We start from the raw sequence: 19,739 nt of genomic DNA, 5'->3' as shown, positions 1-19,739 counted from the left end.
TGAGGGGTGAGTGTGCACGGGTAATCGGCGAGGGAGAGGATGGCCGGGTGAACGTACGGGACCGGGACGGCGAGGGCCGGGCGCGCAGTGCGCGGCCGAGGGACGGACTGGGGCGGCCGCTGCCCTACGGAGCGGCCGGGGTGGAGCGGCAGCCGGAGGGCGTGGTCCGCTCCCCCGCCGGGACGGTGACCGAGGCGCAGCGGCTGCTGGACGCCGGGATGCCCTTCCACGCGCACGAGGTGTTCGAGGACGCCTGGAAGTCGGGCCCCGAGGCGGCGGCCCCGCTGTGGCGGGCGATGGCGCAGCTGGCGGTGGGTCTGACGCACGCGGCCCGGGGGAACGCGGTCGGCGGGGCCCGGCTGCTGCGGCGGGGCGCGGCTTCGCTCGACGGGGTGCGGGAGGCGTACGGGATGGACCTGCCGGGGCTGGTCCGGTGGGCCGGGGAACTGGCCCACCGGGTGGACGGCGGGGCCGTCGTGGACGCCTCCCGGGAGGCTCCGCGGCTACGCGGCGGCGGGCTGCAGTAGGTCCCAGCGGTTGCCGTAGAGGTCCTCGAACACGGCGACGGAGCCGTACGCCTCGTGCCGCGGCTCCTCCAGGAAGCGGACGCCCTCGGCGGTCATCCGGGCGTGGTCGCGCGCGAAGTCGTCGGTGTGGAGGAAGAAGCCGACGCGGCCGCCGGTCTGGTCACCGACGCGGGAGCGCTGTGCGTCGTCCTTGGCGCGAGCGAGCAGGAGGGCGCTCTCGACGGCGCCGGGCGGGCGGACCACGACCCAGCGGGAGCCGTCGGGGCGGGCGGTGTCCTCGGCCAGGTCGAAGCCGAGGGCGCGGGTGTAGAAGTCGATGGCCTCGTCGTAGTCGTGGACCACGAGGGCGGTGAGGGCGATGTGGGAGGGCATGGGCCCTATTGTGCGCCGAGGAGGACGACGTCCAGGGTGCGGGGGCCGTGGACGCCCTCGACCCGGTCGAGTTCGATGTCGCTGGTGGCGGAGGGTCCGGAGATCCAGGTCAGCGGGCGGGCGGGGTCGAGGAGTTCCAGGGCCTGCGGGACGGAGTCCACGACCTGGCCGGGGACGCGGACCACGCAGACGTGGTGGTCGGGGATCAGGGTGATGCGGCGCCGGCCCTGGTCGGGTCCGCCGTCGAGGACGATGGTGCCCGTCTCGGCGATGGCGAGGGCGCAGCCTGTGACCACGCCCCCGGCGCGGTCCAGTTCGCGCGGGGTGGACGCGGCGCGGTCGGGGATCCGGGTGGGACCGGCGGCGGAGAGCCAGTGCGGGGGCAGGGCGGGCGGTACGAGGACGCTCTCGTGCCGGGACAGCAGCCGCGCCAGGAGCAGGGGGAGGCCGTCCTCGTCGGTGCGGTGGACCTTCGCCCGGTACTCGGTGAGGTGGGCGGCCAGCAGGTCGACGTTCTCGGCGGGGGTGCGGGCCCCGTGGACGCGGAGGTAGTCCCGCGGGATGCCCGGGCCGTCCGGTCCGTCCGGTCCGCCGGCCGGTGGGGCGGTGGCCCGGCGGATGCGGGCGAGGATGCGGTCCTTGCTGCTCACGGCTGCGGGTTCTCCCGTTCTCGGGTCCACCAGTCGCGGAAGGACTCCGCCGGTACGTCGGGCAGGTCACGGGTGTCGGTCCAGGCCCGGCCGGGTCCGGGCAGGCGGCGCGGGCGCAGCCGGCGGGCCCGGGACAGCAGCCGCTCCCCCGCGCGCAGGGCGCCGGGGCGGTCGAGGAGCAGCCGGGCGGCGCGCAGGGCGGCCCGTTCGGCGGTGTGGCCGCGTACGGGCCGGATCCGTACGCGGACGCCGTCGCGGGTGACCGGGCCGCCCTGGGCGACGCGTTCGCGGAGGTGGACGAGGACCTCGGGGATGTCGATGGCGACGGGGCAGACCTCGTAGCAGGCGCCGCACAGGGTGGAGGCGTAGGGCAGGCTGGCGTCGATCTCGCTGCCGGTGCCGCGCAGTTGGGGGCTGAGGATGGCGCCGATCGGGCCGGGGTAGACGGAGCCGTAGGCGTGGCCGCCGGCGCGTTCGTAGACCGGGCAGACGTTGAGGCAGGCGGAGCAGCGGATGCAGCGCAGGGCCTGGCGGCCGGTCTCGTCGGCGAGGGTGTCGGTGCGGCCGTTGTCGAGGAGGACGAGGTGGAAGGCGGAGGGGCCGTCACCGTCGGCCCCCTTCGACGGCCCCAGTCCGGTCCACATGGTCGTGTACGGGTTCATGCGTTCGGCGGTGGAGGAGCGCGGCAGGGTCTGGAGGAAGATCTCCAGGTCGCGGAAGGTGGGGACGACCTTCTCGATGCCGGCGACGGTGATCAGGGTCTCGGGGAGGGTCAGGCACATGCGGCCGTTGCCCTCGGATTCGAGGACGACCATCGTCCCGGTCTCGGCGACCATGAAGTTGGCGCCGGAGACGGCGACCTTGGCGCGCAGGAACTTCTCGCGCAGGTGCAGTCGGGCGGCTTCCGCGAGCTCGCGCGGGTCGTCGCCGAGGTCCTGCGGCGCCGGGCGGCCCCAACGGCCCATCTCGGTGCGGAAGATGTCGCGGATCTCGCCCCGGTTGCGGTGGATGGCGGGGACCAGGATGTGCGAGGGCCGGTCGTGGCCGAGCTGGACGATGAGTTCGGCGAGGTCGGTCTCGTAGGCGGCGATCCCGGCGGCCTCCAGGGCCTCGTTGAGGCCGATCTCCTGGGTGGCCATGGACTTGACCTTGACGACCTCGCGCCTTCCCGTGGCGTCGCCGCCGGGGTCGTCGTCTCCGTCGTCGCCGCCGGCGGCGAGGACGAGGCCGGTCACGATGCGGTTCGCCTCGTCGGCGTCCACCGCCCAGTGGACGGTGCCGCCGGCGGCGGTGACGGCGGCCTCCAATTGCAGCAGGTAGTGGTCGAGGTGGCGCAGGGTGTGGTCCTTGACCGCCTTGCCGGCGGCGCGCAGCCGGTCCCAGTCGGGGAGTTCGGCGACGGCGCGGGCACGTTTGTCGCGGATCGTGTGGGTGGCGTGCCGGAGGTTGCCGCGCAGCACCTCGTCCCGTACGGCCTCGCGGGCCGCGTCGGGGAAGGAGGGGAAGTCGGGGACGGACGGGGAGGCAGGGCCGGCGGGCGTGTCCGGGGAGGCGGAACGGGCCGGGAAGGCGGGCATGCCGAGGTCGGTGGCCGGGGGGCGGGTCATCGCAGCGGTTCCTCCTCGGTCGAGGCCAGGATCTCGGCCAGGTGCAGGGTGCGCAGCGGGGCTCCGGCACGGCGCAGGGTGCCGTCGAGGTGGGCGAGGCAGGAGTTGTCGGCGCCGCAGAGCACCTCGGCGCCCGTGGCCCGGGCGTTGCGGATCTTGTCGGCGGCGATGGCGGCCGAGACGTCCGCGTTCTTGAGGGCGAAGGTCCCGCCGAAGCCGCAGCACTCCTGCGCGCCGGGCAGTTCGACGAGTTCCAGGCCCTTGACGGCGGCCAGCAGCCGTCGGGGGCGGTCGCCGAGGCCGAGGGCCCGCAGGCCATGGCAGGAGGGGTGGTAGGTGACGGTGTGCGGGAAGCAGGCGCCGACGTCGGTGACGCCGAGGACGTCGACCAGGAATTCGGTGAGCTCGTACACGCGCGGTACGAGGTCCGCGGCGAGTTCCTCCAGCCGGCCCCCGCGCCCTTCCCGGGCCGCCTCGCGGCCGATGCGCGGGTAGTGCGCGCGGATCATCGCGGCGCAGGATCCGGAGGGGGTGACCACGTACTCGTGGCCGGCGAAGGCCTCGGCGGTGCGGCGCACGAGCGGTTCGCTCTCGCGCCGGTAGCCGGTGTTGTACTGCGGCTGGCCGCAGCAGCTCTGGGCCGCGGGGAAGTCCACCTCGACGCCGAGGCGCTCCAGGAGACGGACGACGGCGATGCCGGTCCGGGGGTACAGCGCGTCGTTGACGCAGGTGACGAACAGGGCGGCACGCATGACGGGCAGAATAGCCCGGTGAAGAAGTTCTCTGTGATCGGTATCGGCGCGGGCGACCCGGACCACCTGACCCTCCAGGCGGTACGGGCGATCGGCGCGGCGGACGCGTTCCTCATCCTGGAGAAGGGGGAGGAGAAGTCGGACCTGACGGGGCTGCGGCGGGCGATGCTCGACGCGCACGCCCGGCCGGGACACCGGCTGGTGGAGGGCCGCGATCCGGACCGCGACCGCACCCCCGCCGCATACACCCCCACCGTGGACGGCTGGCGCAGTGCGCGGGCCGAGATCTTCGAGCGGTTCATCGCCGAGGACCTGGCGGAGGGCGAGACGGGCGCGTTCCTCGTGTGGGGCGACCCCTCGCTGTACGACTCGACCCTCGCGATCCTCGACGAGGTGCTGGAGCACGGGCGGGTGGCCTTCGAGCACGAGGTGGTGCCCGGCATCAGCAGCGTGTCCGCGCTCCTGGCCCGGCACCGGACCAACCTGAACCGGGTCGGCCGGCCGGTGCAGATCACCACGGGGCGCCGGCTCGCAGAGGGCTGGCCGCAGGACGTGGACGACGTGGTGGTGATGCTGGACGCCCGGCACGCCTTCACGGCCCACCTCGACCAGGACCTCTACATCTACTGGGGTGCCTACGTGGGCACCCCGGACGAGATCCTGGTCTCGGGGAAGCTGGCCGAGGTGGCCGGCCGGGTCGAGGAGCTGCGGACCGAGGCGCGGGCCCGCAAGGGCTGGATCATGGACACCTACCTGCTCAGGCGCCCCTGAGGAAGGCGGGCAGGGCCGCGGCGAGGCGCTCGTACTCCTCGGCGCGGTTGTAGACCTGCCCGCAGACACGGAGGCCTCCGCCGCCGGCCCGGGGCCAGACCAGGACCCGGGTACGGAGCTTCGCGGCGAGTTCCTCGCGCATCGCCCGGGCCGCGTCCTGGGTCTCGGCGGTCCCGGGCGGCAGCAGCAGGGCGCGCAGCGGGAGGCCCTCGGTGTACGGGAGCGGGGTGAGTCCGGGGACCTCGGCGAGGAGGGCGGCTCCGTAGGCGGCCAGGGCCTGGTTGTGGGCGCGGACCCGCGCCGCGCCGAGGCGTTCGATGAGGTCGAGGCCCTCGGGGGCGGCGAGCCAGCCGGTGTAGTCGGCGGTGGCCCGGTACTCCACGGAGAGCGGGAAGCCGCGGTGGTCCTCCCAGGACGGGGTGTGGGCGCGGATCCGGGCCCGGTGGGCGGGGGCGACGGCGAGGATCGCGCTGCCGGAGGGGGCGTAGCCCCATTTGTGGAGGTTCCCGAACCAGAAGTCGGCGCCGGCGGCGATCGGCCGGGCCAGCGTGCCCGGGGTGTGGGCGCCGTCGACGACGGTGGTGATCCCGCGGGCCGCGAGGTCGGCGAGGAGCCGGGGGCCGGCGATGAGGCGGGCGGTCGGTGAGCTGACGTGGTCGAGCAGGGCCACCTTCGTGCGGGGCGTGACGGCGGCCAGTACGGCTTCGCGGACGGCGTCCTCGTCGGGGAGGAACGGGTCCAGGGCGACGGTGGTGACGGGGGCGCGGCGGGCGGCGGCCGCGACGACGGTGCCGTAGCCGTGATCGGTCACCAGGATCTCGTCGCCGTCGGCGAGGGGGACGGCGTCGAGCGCGAGGTTGGCGCCCTCGGTGGCGTTGGAGACGAAGGCGATGCCGTCGGGGTCCGCCCCGAGGTGTGCCGCGATCCGGGCCCGGGCGGCGTCGAGGCGGTCCGGGACGGAGGCGAAGAAGGCGTCGGGGTCGGCGTGCGCCTCGGCCCGCAGGGCCTCCTGGGCTTCCTGCACGGGGACCGGGACCGCCCCGTACGAGCCGTGGTTGAGGTGGGCGACGGCGGGGTCCAGCCGGAAGAGTTCCGGGCCACCGGGGAAGGCGGGCGGGGCGGACGGCTCGGTCACGGGTACCTCCGGTCGGGGTGCGGGGCGCACGGCGTGCGCGGCATCCGGATCATGCAGTCCGCCGCCCCGCCCGCGAAAGGCCAATCCCGCCGAAGTGGCCTGCGCGGACCTCCCCCACCCGCCGGGCGACACGGGACTACGTGACCCGGATCACACGAATCATGCGCGGGCGTTCTGCCGTTTCCCCCTCCTGCCGGGCCTGGAAGGTAAGAGCGAACCTCCGCCCGTGAAGGAGCACGCATGATCACGCTGCAGTCGGCCGCCCGCTCCCTCCAGTGCCTCCCCGTCCCCGTCCGCCCCGTACCCGCCGGCCGTCCGACGAGCGCCCACACCTTCGCCCTCTTCCACTTCTGGCACCAGACGCAGGGGGAGGCGTTCGGCCGGGCGATGGCCGAGGCCCTCGGGGAGATCGAGGCGGTGGCCGCCCTGCTGGACGGGAACCCGGAGGCCGCCGCGTGCGCGCACTGCCGGCGGACCGTCGCGCACTGCGTCGCCGGAATCCTGCTGGAGCTGGCCGAGCGGATCCGGACCCTGCCGACCTGGCCGGACCGTTCCGCCCTCGCGGCGGCGCTGACGGCCCGCAACGCCGCCATCGAGGGCGACCCGCTGACGGTGGACGCGTTCAGCGGAGCCTGGCTGCGCCTGCACCGGCCCACGGACTGGCGGGAAGCCGTGGAGATGGCCCTGCTCGGCGAGTGGGTCCACGTACTGGGCGACGGCACGGCCGACTCCCCCGCACTGCTCGGCCTGCTGCGCCGGCACGTCGCGACCGAGCACGTGCACCTGCGGCCCCTGTGGGAGCGCAAGAGCCGCGGCCGGCGCACGGCCCTGCTGAGCACTCCCGTCGGCGAAGGCCTCGTTCTCGCCGATCTCCTCGTCGCTCCCGGCCTGCCGGAAGAGCTCGCCCTGGCGGACGAGTTCGGCGATCCCCGGATCGCCCCCGTGCTGCGGCGGCTGCGGGAACCGGAGGAGCGCCTCGCCCGGTCATGGGCGCGCGACGGGGAGCCCTGGGCCCTTACCGCGACCGCGGCCGGGCTTCCCGAGGCGTACGGGGAACGGGTCCGGCGCAAGCTGAAGCGGCTGGGCCTGCGGTACTCCGCTGCGGCCGCCTCCGCTCCGGAGGCGCGGCGGCCGTGCCCGTGAGGCTCCTGCCCCTCCTCGTGGCGCTGCTCCTCGTCGTCGCCACGGCCGCGGTGGGGGCCGCCGCGCTGACCCTGCTGCTGCGCCGGCCGGCCTGGTGCGCGCCGCTCGCCGGGGCCGTCGGCGCGATGACCTTCCTGCTCGCCGTCGTCGCGCTGCTGGTGACCGTGGCCCGCGACTGACCACGGGAGCCGTGCCCTACGCGCCGCGCCCGCTGGTCGCCGCGTAGTACTGGAGGTCCTGGACCTGCACGTCGTGTTCCACCGGGTACGGCAGTTCCACCTCCGTGACGGCCTTGCCGCCGCGGGTCACCTCCGCCGAGCTGGTGCCCGGCTTCAGCGGGAGCAGCTCGGCGTGGAGGCCGGCCGGTGCCCGGTGCTCGCCCTTGGCGGGGCCCACGGCCGTACGGACCGTCGCCGCCTCCTTCAGGAAGCTGAGGACCTCCACCGTGTCCCGGGGGGCGGCGCTGCCCTTGCGCAGGTTCATCACCAGCGACTGGTCGCCGGCCGGGTCGGCGGAGGCGAACTGGGTGCGGGAGGTCAGGTACAGGGTGTCCCGGACGATCTTCGGCCAGTCGCCGGTCTTGAACCGGGTCAGGTAGTACGAGGTCAGGTCCAGGTAGGTGTGCCCGTTGTGCAGGGAGGGCGCGAACTGGCTGCCCTCCGAGTAGTCGTTCCAGGTGGTCAGCTGCACCCAGTCGGCGCCGTCGTCGATGGCGTGCGTCCAGGTGGAGCGGAGCGTCGCGGTGTTGCCGGCCTCGTCGTAGACGCCCTGGTTGGGGCGGGCGTCCTGCACCGAGACCGGCTGCATCCAGATCTTGCCCATGTCGTGGGCCCGCGCGACGTCGCGGGTGGAGCTCTCCTGGCCGACGTACGAGCGGCTGCCCCACTCGGAGAAGCCGTAGCTGATCGGGGCGAACTCGCCGTTGTGCGCGCCGAAGTCGAGGAAGAGGGGGACGAAGGCGGTGCGGATGCCGTGCTTCGAGCGGAGGGTGTCGATGACCCGGGTCCACCAGGCCGCGTCCTTGGCCTCGGCCTTGAAGGGGGAGACGACCAGCCGGCCGTCGGCGAGGCGGTGCGCGGCGGGGGCCTTGCCGAGGGCGGCGACGGCGTCGGCGAGGACGGCGGGGTCGTCGGTCTTCAGCGAGGTCATGTCCGGCATCAGCATGATCTTGAAGCCGGGGTCGACCGAACGGGCCGCCTCCATCAGGAGGTTGGACCGTTCCCAGTTCTTTCCGGTGAGGGAGAGCATGTCAAGGGTGAAACCGTCGATGCCGGCGTCGCGGGCGGTGCGCACCTCCTGGCGGAGGTTGGCCAGCTCCCAGTTGCCCTCCTTGGGCTGGACGGGCAGCGGGCGGTCGCGCAGCAGGCCGCCGTAGCGCTCGTGCTTGCCGCTCTCGCCGTCCGGGTTCAGGTAGTTGCGCGTGTAGTAGTCGCCGTCGGCGCTCGCGTTGTCCAGGGACAGCGGGTACGGGGTGAAGTAGTGGGCGAACACCAGCTTGCGGCCCGCGTCGCCCGAGCGCAGGGCCGCGGGCTGCGGCAGGTCGAAGGGGAGGGCGCCGGCGGGGCGCGCTTCGCCCCTGCCGGCCTGTCCCCCGCCGGTACCGGAGGCCTCGGGCCCGTCGCCGCCGTCCCCCGGGGTCGCGCTCGGTCCGGGCGCCGGCGTGGCGGAGGCGTCGGGGGTGGCGGGGCCGCCGGGCCCGGTGGACCAGGGCACGTTGATGTCGGGCGCCGAGCGCTGCCGCGCGGCGCCGGCCGCGAAGGGGTCCCAGGCGATGCCGGTGGCGGCGCAGACGCCGACGAGGAAGAAGGCGGACAGCAGGAGGGCCAGCAGGGCCTTGAGCCCGCGCCGGCCGCGGCGCCGCCGGTGCCCTAAGGGCCGCGCCCGCCCGTCCGTGCGCCGGTCCGCTCGCCGGTCCGCTCTCATCGTGGGGCCCCTCCCTGGAATATGCCCCGCCGACGGGGCTGCACAGCAGTAGAGCCGATTCCCGGCGCCCGGACAACCGTTCGCCGCGAGCCCGGGCCCGGCACGTACGTCACCGGGACCACGGGAACTACGCCGACCGCTTTGCCGGGGCTCACGCCTCCCCGGCCGCCGCGGCCTTGGCGCACCGGAGCGGCGGCGCGTGCCCGGGGTCGCGCGCACGCATCCGCAACGCTTTGCACCGCGGTCCGGCGTGCGGCTTCGCGGAGGTCCGGCCCCCGCCGGGGCCGCCCCCGCGCGGCGCCCGGCACCGCCGCGTCCGTCGTCTACGCGCACTCCGCCATCCGGCCGACCGGGGGCACGTACGGACCGGGCCCGTCAGCGCGGCCCGCCCGCCCCGAGGCGCCCTCGGCGGGGCGGCGGGTACCGGTCCGCACGGGCCTGTACGGAATGCGACATTCCCCTGGTCATGCGTTGGAATTGGCGCATAATCGTCGTCATGCGGCTCGAAGCATCCCTGTGGCCGCACCTGGTCACGCATGCAATGGGGGGCATCGTGCCGATGGGGGAATCCACACCGTCCGGCCGGGCCGGATCCGCCGGAACACTGCCGGCCACGTCCACCGAGCTGTCCGTCCTGCTCACCGCCGTACGACGGGGCCGGGTGCTCACCGTCACCGGCCGGTTCCGCGAACCGCGGAGCCTGCTGGTCCGGGACGTCGCACGCCGGCTCTCGTCGAACTTCTGCGACGGAACCGCCGTCGTCACCGCCGGGCCCGACGGAAGCGTCCGCGAACTGGTGGACGCGCTCGGCTGCCTGCCCGGCATGCCCTTCCTGCCCTGCGGGACGGCGAACGCCGCCTCGTGGCTCGCGGAACGGGACATGCTCCTCGTGCTCGACGACTGCGACCGGCTGGGCCCGCGGGCCCTGGAGTGGCTGCGCGGGCTCCTCGCCGTCGCGCCCGGACTACGGGTCCTGGCCGCCGGACGCCACCCCCTGGCCGTCGGCCAGGGCCGGGTGCACCGGCTCTGACTGCCGCGCGCACCCACCCGCCCGGCACACGCGTCACATGCCCGGCACACGCGCGGCACACGGCCGCCACAGCACTGCCACGGCACTGACATACCGGGTCCATTGAGTGGAGCGGCCCCGGATCCTAGGGTCTGACCTGCGGGTTTCGGCGGCCACGGCCGGCCGTGAGCCCCCGTACGTACGTCACCTTGCCCCGCACGTACAGGAGACCCTTCGTGAGCGAGCACCCCAGCACGCCCCGGTCCGGCACGCCCCGCGTCAGCCCGCCCCGCGCCCGCGCGGTCGGACGGCGCGGCTTCCTCGCCGGGGCGGCCGCCGTGGCCGCCTCCGCCGCCGGCCCGGCCGCCCTCGCGCAGGCGGCCCCGGCCGGCTCCGGGACGGCCGCCGCCCGGCCCAACGTCCTGCTGATCGTCACCGACGACCACCCCAAGCACACCGAGTGGGCCCTCCCCCAGACCATCGCCTGGCTCGGCGGCCAGGGCGTCACCTTCACCCACGGGCACTCCGCGACCCCGCTGTGCGCGCCCTCGCGTTCGTCCGTGTTCTCCGGGAAGCACGCCCACCACCACGGCGTCCGCAACAACGCCGCCTCGCACAGCCTCGACCAGTCCACGACCGTGCAGCGCCACCTCGCACAGGCCGGCTACCGCACCGGCCTGTTCGGCAAGTACCTCAACTCCTGGGCGCTGGAAGACAATCCGCCGCACTTCGAGGAGTGGGCGCTGCTCCAGCCCGGTTACAACGACGCCCGCTGGAACGTCGACGGCACCGTGCGGCGGATCGACGGCTACACCACCAACATCATCAGGAAGAAGACCCTCGCCTTCCTCGACAAGGCGGCCACCGACACCCGCCCGTGGTTCGCGTACGTGACCCCGTACGCCTCCCACGCGCCGAACGTCCCGGCCCCCAAGTACGCCGAGACCCCCGTGCCCGCCTGGAACGGCCGCCCCTCCGTCCCGGAGGCCGACCGCTCCGACAAGCCCCCGTACATCCGTGACGCCACGGCCACCCTCGACGACGCGCGGGAGCTGCGCACCCGCCAGCTGCGCAGCCTGCTGTCGGTGGACGACACCGTGCAGGCGATCCGCGACCGGCTGGCGGCGACCGGGCAGCTGGAGAACACGCTGGTCATCTTCACCGGGGACAACGGCTACACCTGGGCCGACCACGGCTGGCTGAAGAAGTCCGTGCCCTACTCCCCCGCCCACGAGGTGCCCTTCTACCTGTCCTGGCCGGCCGGCGGCCTCGGTTCGGGAACCACCGACGGCCGGATCGTCGCCAACATCGACATCGCGCCCACCATCCTCGACGCGGCCGGGATCGCCCGGCCCGCCGGACAGGACGGCCGGTCCCTGCTGGGCACGGCCTCCCGCGACCACCTCCTGGTCCAGTGGTGGAAGCAGGGCGCGGGCGGCACCGGGCCGCACACCTGGGCCTCGTACGTGGCCAAGGACAAGCAGTACACGGAGTACTACGACCTGCACACCGACGCGACGGGGGCGGTCTCCGGCACCGGACAGGTCACCTTCCGCGAGTACTACGACCTGGCAGCCGACCCCCACCAGCTGCGGAACCTGCTCCACCAGGCCACCCCGCAGCAGGAACGGGCCCTCGGCATACCGGCGCTCGCGGCCCGGCTGGCCGCCGACCGCGCCGGCTGATCCCCGTACCGACCCCCACCCAGGAGACAACCGTGCCACCGAAGCCCTGCTGCACCCCCGCCCGCGAACCCGCCGCCCTCACCCTGGCGCCGCCACGGCGGGAGCCGGCGGCGCACCCGGCGGCGGGCCGGGCCGCGCGCGGTCTCCTCGAACTCCCGGGCGGCCGCTTCCTGATGGGGACCGAGGACCCGGACGGGTTCCCGGCGGACGGCGAGGGGCCGGTCCGGGAGGCGGTGGTCGCGGCGTTCCGCATCGCCCCGACCACCGTCACCAACGCGCAGTTCGCCTCGTTCGTGAAGGCCACCGGTCACGTCACCGAGGCGGAGTCCTTCGGCTTCAGCTTCGTCTTCGCCGGCTTCCTGGACGCCGAACTCGCGGCGCTCTCACCGGCCGTGGCGGGAACGCCCTGGTGGCGGGCGGTCTCCGGCGCCGACTGGCGCCGGCCCGAAGGGCCCGGCTCCTCGTTCGCGGCCCGCCAGAACCATCCCGTGGTCCACGTGTCCTGGAACGACGCCCAGGCGTACTGCGCCTGGTCCGGGACCCGGCTGCCCACGGAGACCGAGTGGGAGTACGCGGCGCGCGGCGGCCTGGAGCAGCGCCGGTACCCGTGGGGGGACGAACTCCGCCCGGACGGGCGGTACATGTGCAACATCTGGAACGGTGACTTCCCCCGGCACAACACCCGCGCCGACGGGTACGCGGGCACGGCTCCCGCCACCTCGTTCCGGCCCAACGGGTACGGGCTCTACAACACGGTGGGCAACGTCTGGGAGTGGTGCGCCGACCGGTTCGCGCCGGCGGGCCCGGAGCGGGCGATGCGGGGCGGCTCGCACATGTGCCACGACTCGTACTGCAACCGCTACCGCGTCGCGGCCCGCACCCGCAACACCCCGGACAGCTCCGCGGGCAACATCGGCTTCAGGGTGGCCGGGGAGGCCGCCCCGTCCTGATCCGGAGCGGGTGCGGGTACGGGTCCGCCCCGGCCGGGCGTGGTGCCGGCCGGGGCGGATCCGCGTTCACGCGTCCCTGGGTGACCCGGGATCCGGGGTTCAGCCCAGGATCGCGAGCGCCTGGTTCAGGGTCTCGGACGGGCGCATGACCGCCGAGGCCTTGGCCGCGTCGGGCTGGAAGTACCCGCCGATGTCGGCCGGGGAGCCCTGGACGGCGATGAGCTCGGAGACGATGGTCTGCTCCTGCTCGGCCAGCGTCTTGGCGAGGGCGCCGAAGGCGGCGGCCAGCTCGGCGTCGTCGGTCTGCTTGGCCAGCTCCTGCGCCCAGTACAGGGCGAGGTAGAAGTGGCTGCCGCGGTTGTCGATGCCGCCCAGCTTGCGGCTCGGCGACTTGTCCTCGTTGAGGAAGGTGCCGGTGGCGCGGTCCAGGGTGTCGGCCAGCACCTGGGCGCGGGCGTTGCCGGTGGTGGTCGCGAGGTGCTCGAAGGAGACGGCCAGCGCGAGGAACTCGCCGAGCGAGTCCCAGCGCAGGTAGTTCTCCTTGACGAGCTGCTGCACGTGCTTCGGGGCGGAGCCGCCGGCGCCGGTCTCGAAGAGGCCGCCGCCGTTCATCAGCGGGACGACCGACAGCATCTTGGCGCTGGTGCCCAGCTCCAGGATCGGGAAGAGGTCGGTCAGGTAGTCGCGCAGCACGTTGCCGGTCACCGAGATGGTGTCCTCGCCGCGGCGGATGCGCTCCAGGGAGTACGCGGTGGCCTCTACCGGGGACAGGATCTCGATGGTGAGACCGTCGGTGTCGTGGTCGGCGAGGTACGTCTTGACCTTGGCGATCAGCTGCGCGTCGTGCGCGCGGCCCTCGTCCAGCCAGAAGACGGCCGGGACGCCGGTGGCGCGGGCGCGGGTGACGGCGAGCTTGACCCAGTCCTGGATCGGCGCGTCCTTGGTCTGGCAGGCGCGGAAGATGTCGCCCTTGGCGACCTCCTGCTCCAGGACCGTGGTGCCCGCGGCGTCGACGAGGCGGACGGTGCCCGCGTCGGCGATCTCGAAGGTCTTGTCGTGGCTGCCGTACTCCTCGGCCTTCTGGGCCATGAGGCCGACGTTCGGCACCGAGCCCATCGTGGACGGGTCGTACGCGCCGTGCGCGCGGCAGTCGTCGACGACGACCTGGTAGACGCCGGCGTAGCTGCTGTCCGGGAGGACCGCGAGGGTGTCGGCCTCGGCGCCGTCCGGGCCCCACATGTGGCCGGAGGTGCGGATCATGGCCGGCATCGAGGCGTCGACGATGACGTCGGACGGGACGTGCAGGTTGGTGATGCCCTTGTCGGAGTCGACCATGGCGAGGGCGGGGCCCTCGGCGATCTCGGCGTCGAAGGAGGCCTTGATCGCGTCGCCCTCGGGCAGCGCGGCCAGGCCGTTGAGGATGGTGCCGAGGCCGTCGTTCGGGGACAGGCCGGCGGCGGCGAGGGTCTCGCCGTAGCGCGCGAAGGTCTTCGGGAAGAAGGCGCGGACCACGTGACCGAAGATGATCGGGTCGGAGACCTTCATCATCGTGGCCTTGAGGTGCACGGAGAACAGGACGCCCTCGGCCTTGGCCCGCTCGATCTGGTCGTTCAGGAAGGTGCGCAGGGCGTCGACGTGCAGGACGGACGCGTCCACGACCTCACCGGCGAGGACCGGTACGGACTCGCGCAGCACGGTGGTGGTGCCGTCGGCGGCGACGTGCTCGATGAGGAGCGTGCCGGCCTCGGAGATCACGGCGGACTTCTCGGTGGAGCGGAAGTCGTTCTCGCCCATGGTGGCGACGTTCGTCTTCGACTCGGAGGTCCAGGCACCCATGCGGTGCGGGTGCGCCTTGGCGTAGTTCTTCACCGAGGCGGGGGCGCGGCGGTCGGAGTTGCCCTCGCGCAGGACCGGGTTGACGGCGCTGCCCTTGACCTTGTCGTAGCGGGCGCGGATCTCCCGCTCCTCGTCGGTCTTCGGGTCGTCCGGGTAGTCCGGGAGCGCGTAGCCCTGGCCCTGGAGCTCGGCGACCGCGGCCTTCAGCTGCGGGATCGAGGCCGAGATGTTGGGAAGCTTGATGATGTTGGCTTCGGGGGTCTTCGCCAGTTCGCCGAGCTCGGCGAGGGCGTCGGCGATCCGCTGGCTCTCCTCGAGGTGCTCGGGGAAGCTGGCGATGATCCGACCGGCCAGGGAGATGTCACGGGTCTCGACATTCACACCGGCCGTCGACGCGTAAGCCTGGATCACAGGCAGGAAGGAATACGTCGCGAGGGCCGGGGCCTCGTCAGTGTGCGTGTAGATGATGGTCGAGTCAGTCACCGGATGCTCCGCTCCACAGTCTGCGTCTCTCGTCTGCAACATTGCTCGACATCAAGATATCTCGTGATCGGGCCGGTCTGGACAGCCCCCTGCCCCAAGTGGGGCGAGACGCGTGTCACCCTCGCGCGCAGGGGGCGGGAAGGACGGGGGAACCGGGGCGGGAACGACGAAGGCGCCGCCGTCGACCGCGGGCGGTCGGCGGCGGCGCCGGGCGGCGCGGCGGTTCAGGCGTGGATCGCCTTGGGGCTCGCGCCGTACTGGTTCGGGCCGGCGTCGCCCTCGGTGGCCATGAGGACGATCATCCAGATCCATCCGACGAACGGGATCAGGCTGATCAGGTACCACCATCCGGACTTGCCGGTGTCGTGGAGGCGCCGGACGCTCAGGCCGAGCGTCGGGAGGAAGACGGCCAGGCTGTAGATCCAGGTGAGGACCGGGTAGCTCCCCAGGAGGAAGTCCACGACCATGAGGACGACGACGACGGGGATGGTGCACAGGACGAACATCCAGTATTCCTGGCGGCGCGATCGGCCGTTGAAGTCCGCGTAGCGCTTGATGACATCGACGTAGTAGTTCACGAGTCCCCCCTAAGGACGGCATCGACGGCCCCGCCCACCGGAAAGGGGGCCGGGCCGGAGTTATGCCCTCACAGCGGCGTTCCCAAGCCATTTCCGAGCATCAGAAATGGCCACCACCCTTGGTTTCAAAGGGAGTTGGGCGGCCCGTCGGCGCCAGGGCGGGGAGGGGGCGCCCCGGGGCGACAGTGGCGGGTCAGCCGATGTGGAAGGAGTCGCCGTAGACCTTCCAGTCGAGGGGCGTGTCGAGGTTCAGGTTGCCCTTCTTCAGGAAGACCCGCTGGGCGGTGTCGACGCGGCTGGTGTCGCTGTGCGCCTCCTCCTGCCTCATCGCCCACACGCGGGCGTCGAGGAAGGCGTTCAGCCAGGCGGTCTCGTTGCCGCCCTGGGCCGGGGGCTTGGCCTTGGCGAGGGCGCGCCCCCGGATGCTGCGGAAGCTCGTGGAGTCGCCACCGTCACCGTGCATGACGATGGCGTCGTAGTAGATGAACTGGCCGAGGGTGCCCACGCCGTCGGCCTTGCCCTGCTTGACGGAGGGGTTGAAGTAGACCCGGTCGCGTTCGCGGTCCTGGGCCTTCTTGAACTCGGCGTCCTGGGCGGCCTTGGCCCAGTCCCCGGTGAAGTCGGGGTCGAGGCCGGCGTGCGAGTCGCTGCCGTCGACCTCGCGCAGGGCGGGCAGGTACCTGGCGAGCACGTTCCCCGGCTTGACCTGCGTGTAGTGCTCGACGAGGTCGAGCATGTCGCCGGTGCCGGAACAGAAGCCGATGATCCCGGCGGTGTAGCCGCGGCCGTCGCCTATGTCCTCGATGTACTTGTACTGCGCCTTCCAGTCCAGCGAGGAGTTCTCCGCGCTGGAGACGATCCGCATGGCGATGTCCTTCTTCGCCGGGTCGTCGAGTCCGGTGGCGGCGGCCGGGGCGGCCGTCACGGGGGCGGGCGCCGGGGCGGCGGTGGCGTGCGCCGCGGCCGGAGCCGCGAGCAGGGCCGCGCCGAGCAGGGCGCCGATCGTCATCGTCTTGCGGTGAGGGGTGAACACAAGGCCTCCGTACGGTGGTTGAGGCTTCCCGATTCCGTTAGGAAACTTTCCTACCAGACATCGGGGGGTGCGGGAACACCCCGGGAAACATCCGCGGAAGAAACCAATCCGCACCCGCCCCCGGCTCCGAACTCCTCCATGACCGCCGCCGCCACCCTCCCGGAGGACCGCCATGACCCGTACGCGACCGCCGCGACCGCGCCCCGCACGGCACGGGCGGAGGGGGTGCGCGTGAGGCAGTCCATCCCCTTCGGCGCCCCGCGGGAACGGTCCGCGCCCGAGCTCCCGGCCCTGATGGAGCGCGTCGCCCGCGGCGACCAGGACGCCTTCGCCACCCTGTACGGCGCGATAGCGGGCCCGGTCCTCGGCATCGTCGTCAAGGTCCTCCGGGACCGGGCGCAGTCCGAGGAGGTGGCCCAGGAGGTCCTGATCGAGGTCTGGCGGCAGGCCCCGCGCTACCGCCCGGACAAGGGCGCGGTGATGACCTGGGTGCTGACGATCGCGCACCGCCGCGCCGTGGACCGGGTCCGCTCGGCCCAGGCCGCGACCGCCCGCGAGCGCAACACGGCGTCGCGCGAGCACGCCCGCCCGTACGACGAGGTGAGCGAGCAGGTGGAAACCCGGCTGGAAGGCGAACAGGTACGCCGCTGCGTGCGCGGCCTGACCGAACTCCAGCGCCAGGCCGTCAGCCTCGCCTACTACGGCGGGCTGACCTACCGTGAGGTCGCCGAGACGCTGAACACCCCGCTGCCCACCGTCAAGACGCGGCTGCGCGACGGGCTGATCCGGCTGCGCGACTGCATGGGGGTCACCGCATGAGCCGGACCGGCACGCACGCCGAACAGCTGCACGCGCTCTCCGGCGCCTACGCCCTGGACGCCCTCGACCACGGCGAACGGGACGCCTTCGAGAGGCACTTGGAGCGGTGCGCCCTGTGCACCCAGGACGTACGGGAGTTCGCGGCGACCGCGGCCCGGCTGGGTTCGGCGGTGGCCCTGCCCGTCCCGCCCGGGATGCGGGCGGCGGTCCTCGCCCGGATCGACGGGGTCCGCCAGCTGCCGCCGGCGCGGCGGGGCATCGTGGCCCTGCGCCGCCGGGCGCTGCCGCTGGCCCTCGCGGCCTGCCTGGCGGGGTCGGTGGTCCTCGGCGGTACGGCGCTGCGCGAACACCGGCAGGCGCAGCGGACCGCGAGCGCCCTCCAGCACCTGACGGAGGTGCTGGCCGCGCCGGACGCCCGTACGGTCTCCACCCGCCCGGGATCTGCCATGACGGGGAAGGTGGTGGTGTCCGCGTCGCACGACCGGGCGGCCTTCCTCGGTTCCGGGCTGCCCGCCGCTCCGCCGGGCCGGACCTACCAGCTGTGGTTCGCCGACGGGTCCGTGATGCGCCCGGCCGGGCTGCTCCGCGCGGACGGCGCCGCCGTGCTGACGGGCCCCGTGGGCCGGGCGACGGCGGTCGGCCTCACGCTGGAGCCGGCGGGCGGCTCGGAGCAGCCGACGAGCCCCCCGCTGATGCTGCTGGCCCTGGGCCGCTGAAGACGTCCCGCCCCCGACCGCCGGGCGGGGGCGGGCGGCCGGGCCGGCGGCGTCAGAGCCAGCCGTTGCGGCGGAAGCCGCGGTGGATGGCGAAGCAGGCGATCACCATGACGCCGACGACCAGCGGGTAGCCGTACGTCCAGTGCAGTTCGGGCATGTGGTCGAAGTTCATGCCGTAGACGCCGCAGACCATCGTGGGGACGGCGACGATCGCCGCCCAGGCGGTGATCTTGCGCATGTCCTCGTTCTGGGCGACCGTCACCTGCGCGAGGTGCGCCTGGAGGATGGAGTCCAGGAGGCCGTCGTAGGCGCCGATCTGCTCGGTGGCCCGGGTCAGGTGGTCGGCCACGTCGCGGAAGTACGCGCGGATCTCCGGCGGGATGACCGGTATCGGCTGCGTGGCCAGCTGTTCGAGCGGCCGGCCGAGCGGGGCGACCGCCCGCCGCAGTTCCAGGAGTTCCCGCTTGAGCTGGTAGATGCGGCCCGCGTCGCCGCGGCCGCCGTACTCGCTGAACACGGCCGTCTCCACGGCGTCCATGTCGCTCTGCACGGCGTCCGTCACGGCCACGTAGTCGTCGACGACGTGGTCCGCCATGGCGTGCAGCACCGCGGCCGGCCCCTTCGCCAGCTGCTCCGGCTCGGTTTCGAGGGCCTCGCGGACCGGGCCGAGGGTGCCGCGGCCGCCGTGCCGGATGGTGATGACGAAGTCCACCCCGACGAAGGCCATCATCTCGCCGGTCTCGACGACCTCGCTGGTCGCGGTCAGTTCCTCGTGCTCGACGTAGCGCACGGTCTTGAAGACGGCGAAGAGGGTGTCGTCGTAGCGCTCCACCTTGGGCCGCTGGTGCGCGTTGACGGCGTCCTCGACGGCGAGCGGGTGCAGGCCGAAGAGCGCGGCCAGCCCGGCCAGCTCCTCCTGCGAGGGCTCGTGCAGGCCGATCCAGACGAAGCCCTCGCCGCTCTTGCGGACCCGGCGCAGGGCCTCTTCGGCCTCCGCGCAGCCGTCCTGGCGGATGCCGTCCACGTAGACGACGCAGTTGACCACGGCGCTGCCGAGCGGGGAACGGGCGGGGTGGCTGAGGTCGACGGCCCGCCGGTAGCCGCGGCGCACGGCCCGGCGCAGGTTGCTGAACATGGACAACGGCGTACTCCCCTTCGGCGGATCAGCGGCCAGTCTGCCACCGCCCCGGCGCCGCCCCGGCCACCCCCGCCCGCGCCACCGGTCCCGCCGGCGCGGGAGTCAGCCGCGGTCGACGAAGACGTCGGTCGACTTCACCCGGGCGGTGGCCCGCGCGCCCACCTCCAGGCCGAGTTCCTCGACGGCCTCCCGTGTGAGGAGGGACACGATCCGGTGCGGGCCCGCCTGGATCTCGACCTGGGCCTCCACGTCGCCGAGCCGTACGGCGGTGACGATGCCGGGGAAGGAGTTGCGCACCGAGGTGTACGGGGCCTCCTCGGCCTCCGTGTCCTCTCGTGCGGCCTCCACGCAGAAGGCGGCCAGGTCCGGCCCGTCGACGATGCGCCGGGATCCTTCGCGACGGGTGGGGAAGCGGTCGGCGTCGGCCCACCGCCGGGCGGTGTCGACGCTGACGCCCAGCAGCCGGGCCGCCTGGCCGATCGTGTAGGACTGCATGGCGGAAGCCTAGTGCCGTGGACGGGAAGGTGTGCCGGGTCGCGGCGTCCGGTGCGGTGCATCTCAAGGCGGAGGGCCACGGCTCGTACTGGACGTACCTCCGTGGTCCGACAACGC

General features: G+C 73.5%; 20 protein-coding genes. 9 read left to right on the top strand and 11 right to left on the bottom strand.

Translation table 11 applies throughout. The features are described from left to right. Window positions 1-47 precede the first annotated feature (47 nt). Window positions 48-527, top strand: coding sequence for a DUF309 domain-containing protein (locus AC07B0_RS23775; RefSeq protein WP_356879034.1), 480 nt, complete (start codon window positions 48-50; stop codon window positions 525-527). Here AC07B0_RS23775 and AC07B0_RS23770 read toward each other — a convergent pair. From AC07B0_RS23770 to AC07B0_RS23755, 4 genes are read right to left on the bottom strand one after another with little or no spacing between them, the layout of a single operon-like run. Next, window positions 504-899 carry a VOC family protein gene (locus AC07B0_RS23770; protein WP_478898880.1) on the bottom strand — a complete coding sequence of 132 codons (396 nt, stop codon included), beginning with the start codon at window positions 897-899 and terminating at the stop codon, window positions 504-506. The genes AC07B0_RS23775 and AC07B0_RS23770 overlap by 24 nt on opposite strands. A gap of 5 nt (window positions 900-904) precedes the next feature. Next, entirely contained in the window at window positions 905-1,549 is a 645-nt protein-coding gene (locus AC07B0_RS23765; RefSeq protein ID WP_478898879.1) for a LutC/YkgG family protein, read from the bottom strand. Then, the gene (locus tag AC07B0_RS23760) at window positions 1,546-3,156 is read right to left on the bottom strand and encodes a lactate utilization protein B (RefSeq protein WP_478898878.1); all 1,611 of its coding nucleotides are present in this window, start codon (window positions 3,154-3,156) and stop codon (window positions 1,546-1,548) included. The genes AC07B0_RS23765 and AC07B0_RS23760 overlap by 4 nt, the downstream gene beginning before the upstream one ends. After that, entirely contained in the window at window positions 3,153-3,908 is a 756-nt protein-coding gene (locus AC07B0_RS23755) for a (Fe-S)-binding protein (RefSeq protein WP_356879026.1), read from the bottom strand. Before AC07B0_RS23755 ends, AC07B0_RS23760 begins: the two co-directional genes overlap by 4 nt. Before the next feature lie 18 nt (window positions 3,909-3,926). Between AC07B0_RS23755 and cobF the strand changes: the two genes are divergently transcribed. After that, window positions 3,927-4,679, top strand: a complete 753-nt coding sequence (gene cobF / locus AC07B0_RS23750; protein ID WP_478898877.1) for a precorrin-6A synthase (deacetylating) — start codon at window positions 3,927-3,929, stop codon at window positions 4,677-4,679. Here the strand turns inward: cobF and AC07B0_RS23745 are convergent. Then, entirely contained in the window at window positions 4,666-5,814 is a 1,149-nt protein-coding gene (locus tag AC07B0_RS23745) for an aminotransferase class V-fold PLP-dependent enzyme (protein WP_469382808.1), read from the bottom strand. The two genes, cobF and AC07B0_RS23745, sit on opposite strands and share 14 nt — an antisense overlap. A gap of 240 nt (window positions 5,815-6,054) precedes the next feature. Here AC07B0_RS23745 and AC07B0_RS23740 point away from each other — a divergent pair, with 240 nt between their 5' ends. Continuing rightward, window positions 6,055-6,957: a hypothetical protein gene (locus AC07B0_RS23740; protein ID WP_478898876.1), complete on the top strand. Its 903-nt coding sequence runs from the start codon at window positions 6,055-6,057 to the stop codon at window positions 6,955-6,957. Beyond that, window positions 6,948-7,136: a hypothetical protein gene (locus tag AC07B0_RS23735; protein ID WP_478898875.1), complete on the top strand. Its 189-nt coding sequence runs from the start codon at window positions 6,948-6,950 to the stop codon at window positions 7,134-7,136. The genes AC07B0_RS23740 and AC07B0_RS23735 overlap by 10 nt, the downstream gene beginning before the upstream one ends. Before the next feature lie 16 nt (window positions 7,137-7,152). Here AC07B0_RS23735 and AC07B0_RS23730 read toward each other — a convergent pair whose 3' ends face one another. Further along, window positions 7,153-8,880, bottom strand: a complete 1,728-nt coding sequence (locus AC07B0_RS23730; RefSeq protein ID WP_478898874.1) for a glycoside hydrolase family 71 protein — start codon at window positions 8,878-8,880, stop codon at window positions 7,153-7,155. Window positions 8,881-9,376: 496 nt separating this feature from the next. Between AC07B0_RS23730 and AC07B0_RS23725 the strand changes: the two genes are divergently transcribed. The 3 genes from AC07B0_RS23725 to AC07B0_RS23715 all read left to right on the top strand — a co-directional run bounded on the left by AC07B0_RS23725 (window position 9,377) and on the right by AC07B0_RS23715 (window position 12,524). After that, a complete protein-coding gene (locus AC07B0_RS23725) occupies window positions 9,377-9,910 on the top strand; it encodes a hypothetical protein (protein WP_478863860.1) in 534 nt (177 codons plus the stop codon). Between the two features lie 215 nt (window positions 9,911-10,125). Continuing rightward, window positions 10,126-11,574: a sulfatase family protein gene (locus AC07B0_RS23720; protein ID WP_478898873.1), complete on the top strand. Its 1,449-nt coding sequence runs from the start codon at window positions 10,126-10,128 to the stop codon at window positions 11,572-11,574. 83 nt (window positions 11,575-11,657) lie between these two features. Beyond that, a complete protein-coding gene (locus tag AC07B0_RS23715; protein ID WP_478898962.1) occupies window positions 11,658-12,524 on the top strand; it encodes a formylglycine-generating enzyme family protein in 867 nt (288 codons plus the stop codon). A 99-nt stretch (window positions 12,525-12,623) separates the two neighbouring features. Here the strand turns inward: AC07B0_RS23715 and AC07B0_RS23710 are convergent, their stop codons facing one another. From AC07B0_RS23710 to AC07B0_RS23700, 3 genes are all read right to left on the bottom strand, one after another. Continuing rightward, complete coding sequence (locus AC07B0_RS23710) at window positions 12,624-14,843, bottom strand: NADP-dependent isocitrate dehydrogenase (protein ID WP_478898872.1); 2,220 nt, start codon at window positions 14,841-14,843, stop codon at window positions 12,624-12,626. A 224-nt stretch (window positions 14,844-15,067) separates the two neighbouring features. Continuing rightward, window positions 15,068-15,421 carry a DUF805 domain-containing protein gene (locus AC07B0_RS23705; RefSeq protein WP_356879008.1) on the bottom strand — a complete coding sequence of 118 codons (354 nt, stop codon included), beginning with the start codon at window positions 15,419-15,421 and terminating at the stop codon, window positions 15,068-15,070. Window positions 15,422-15,614: 193 nt separating this feature from the next. Further along, the gene (locus AC07B0_RS23700; protein WP_356879134.1) at window positions 15,615-16,430 is read right to left on the bottom strand and encodes a chitosanase; all 816 of its coding nucleotides are present in this window, start codon (window positions 16,428-16,430) and stop codon (window positions 15,615-15,617) included. A gap of 162 nt (window positions 16,431-16,592) precedes the next feature. Here AC07B0_RS23700 and sigK point away from each other — a divergent pair, with 162 nt between their 5' ends. Both sigK and AC07B0_RS23690 read left to right on the top strand, forming a co-directional pair. Next, window positions 16,593-17,273 carry an ECF RNA polymerase sigma factor SigK gene (gene sigK, locus AC07B0_RS23695; RefSeq protein WP_469382814.1) on the top strand — a complete coding sequence of 227 codons (681 nt, stop codon included), beginning with the start codon at window positions 16,593-16,595 and terminating at the stop codon, window positions 17,271-17,273. Continuing rightward, the gene (locus AC07B0_RS23690) at window positions 17,270-17,989 is read left to right on the top strand and encodes an anti-sigma factor (RefSeq protein ID WP_478898871.1); all 720 of its coding nucleotides are present in this window, start codon (window positions 17,270-17,272) and stop codon (window positions 17,987-17,989) included. The genes sigK and AC07B0_RS23690 overlap by 4 nt, the downstream gene beginning before the upstream one ends. Before the next feature lie 52 nt (window positions 17,990-18,041). Here the strand turns inward: AC07B0_RS23690 and corA are convergent, their stop codons facing one another. Both corA and AC07B0_RS23680 read right to left on the bottom strand, forming a co-directional pair. Next, window positions 18,042-19,124: a magnesium/cobalt transporter CorA gene (gene corA / locus AC07B0_RS23685; RefSeq protein WP_356879004.1), complete on the bottom strand. Its 1,083-nt coding sequence runs from the start codon at window positions 19,122-19,124 to the stop codon at window positions 18,042-18,044. A gap of 105 nt (window positions 19,125-19,229) precedes the next feature. Next, window positions 19,230-19,622 carry a TOBE domain-containing protein gene (locus tag AC07B0_RS23680; protein ID WP_356879002.1) on the bottom strand — a complete coding sequence of 131 codons (393 nt, stop codon included), beginning with the start codon at window positions 19,620-19,622 and terminating at the stop codon, window positions 19,230-19,232. Window positions 19,623-19,739: the final 117 nt, after the last annotated feature.

The sequence above is a fragment of the Streptomyces sp. NPDC044704 genome (assembly GCF_056433525.1).
Note: the sequence above shows the minus strand (reverse complement) of the source record. Positions and strands in the feature narration are given on the sequence as shown.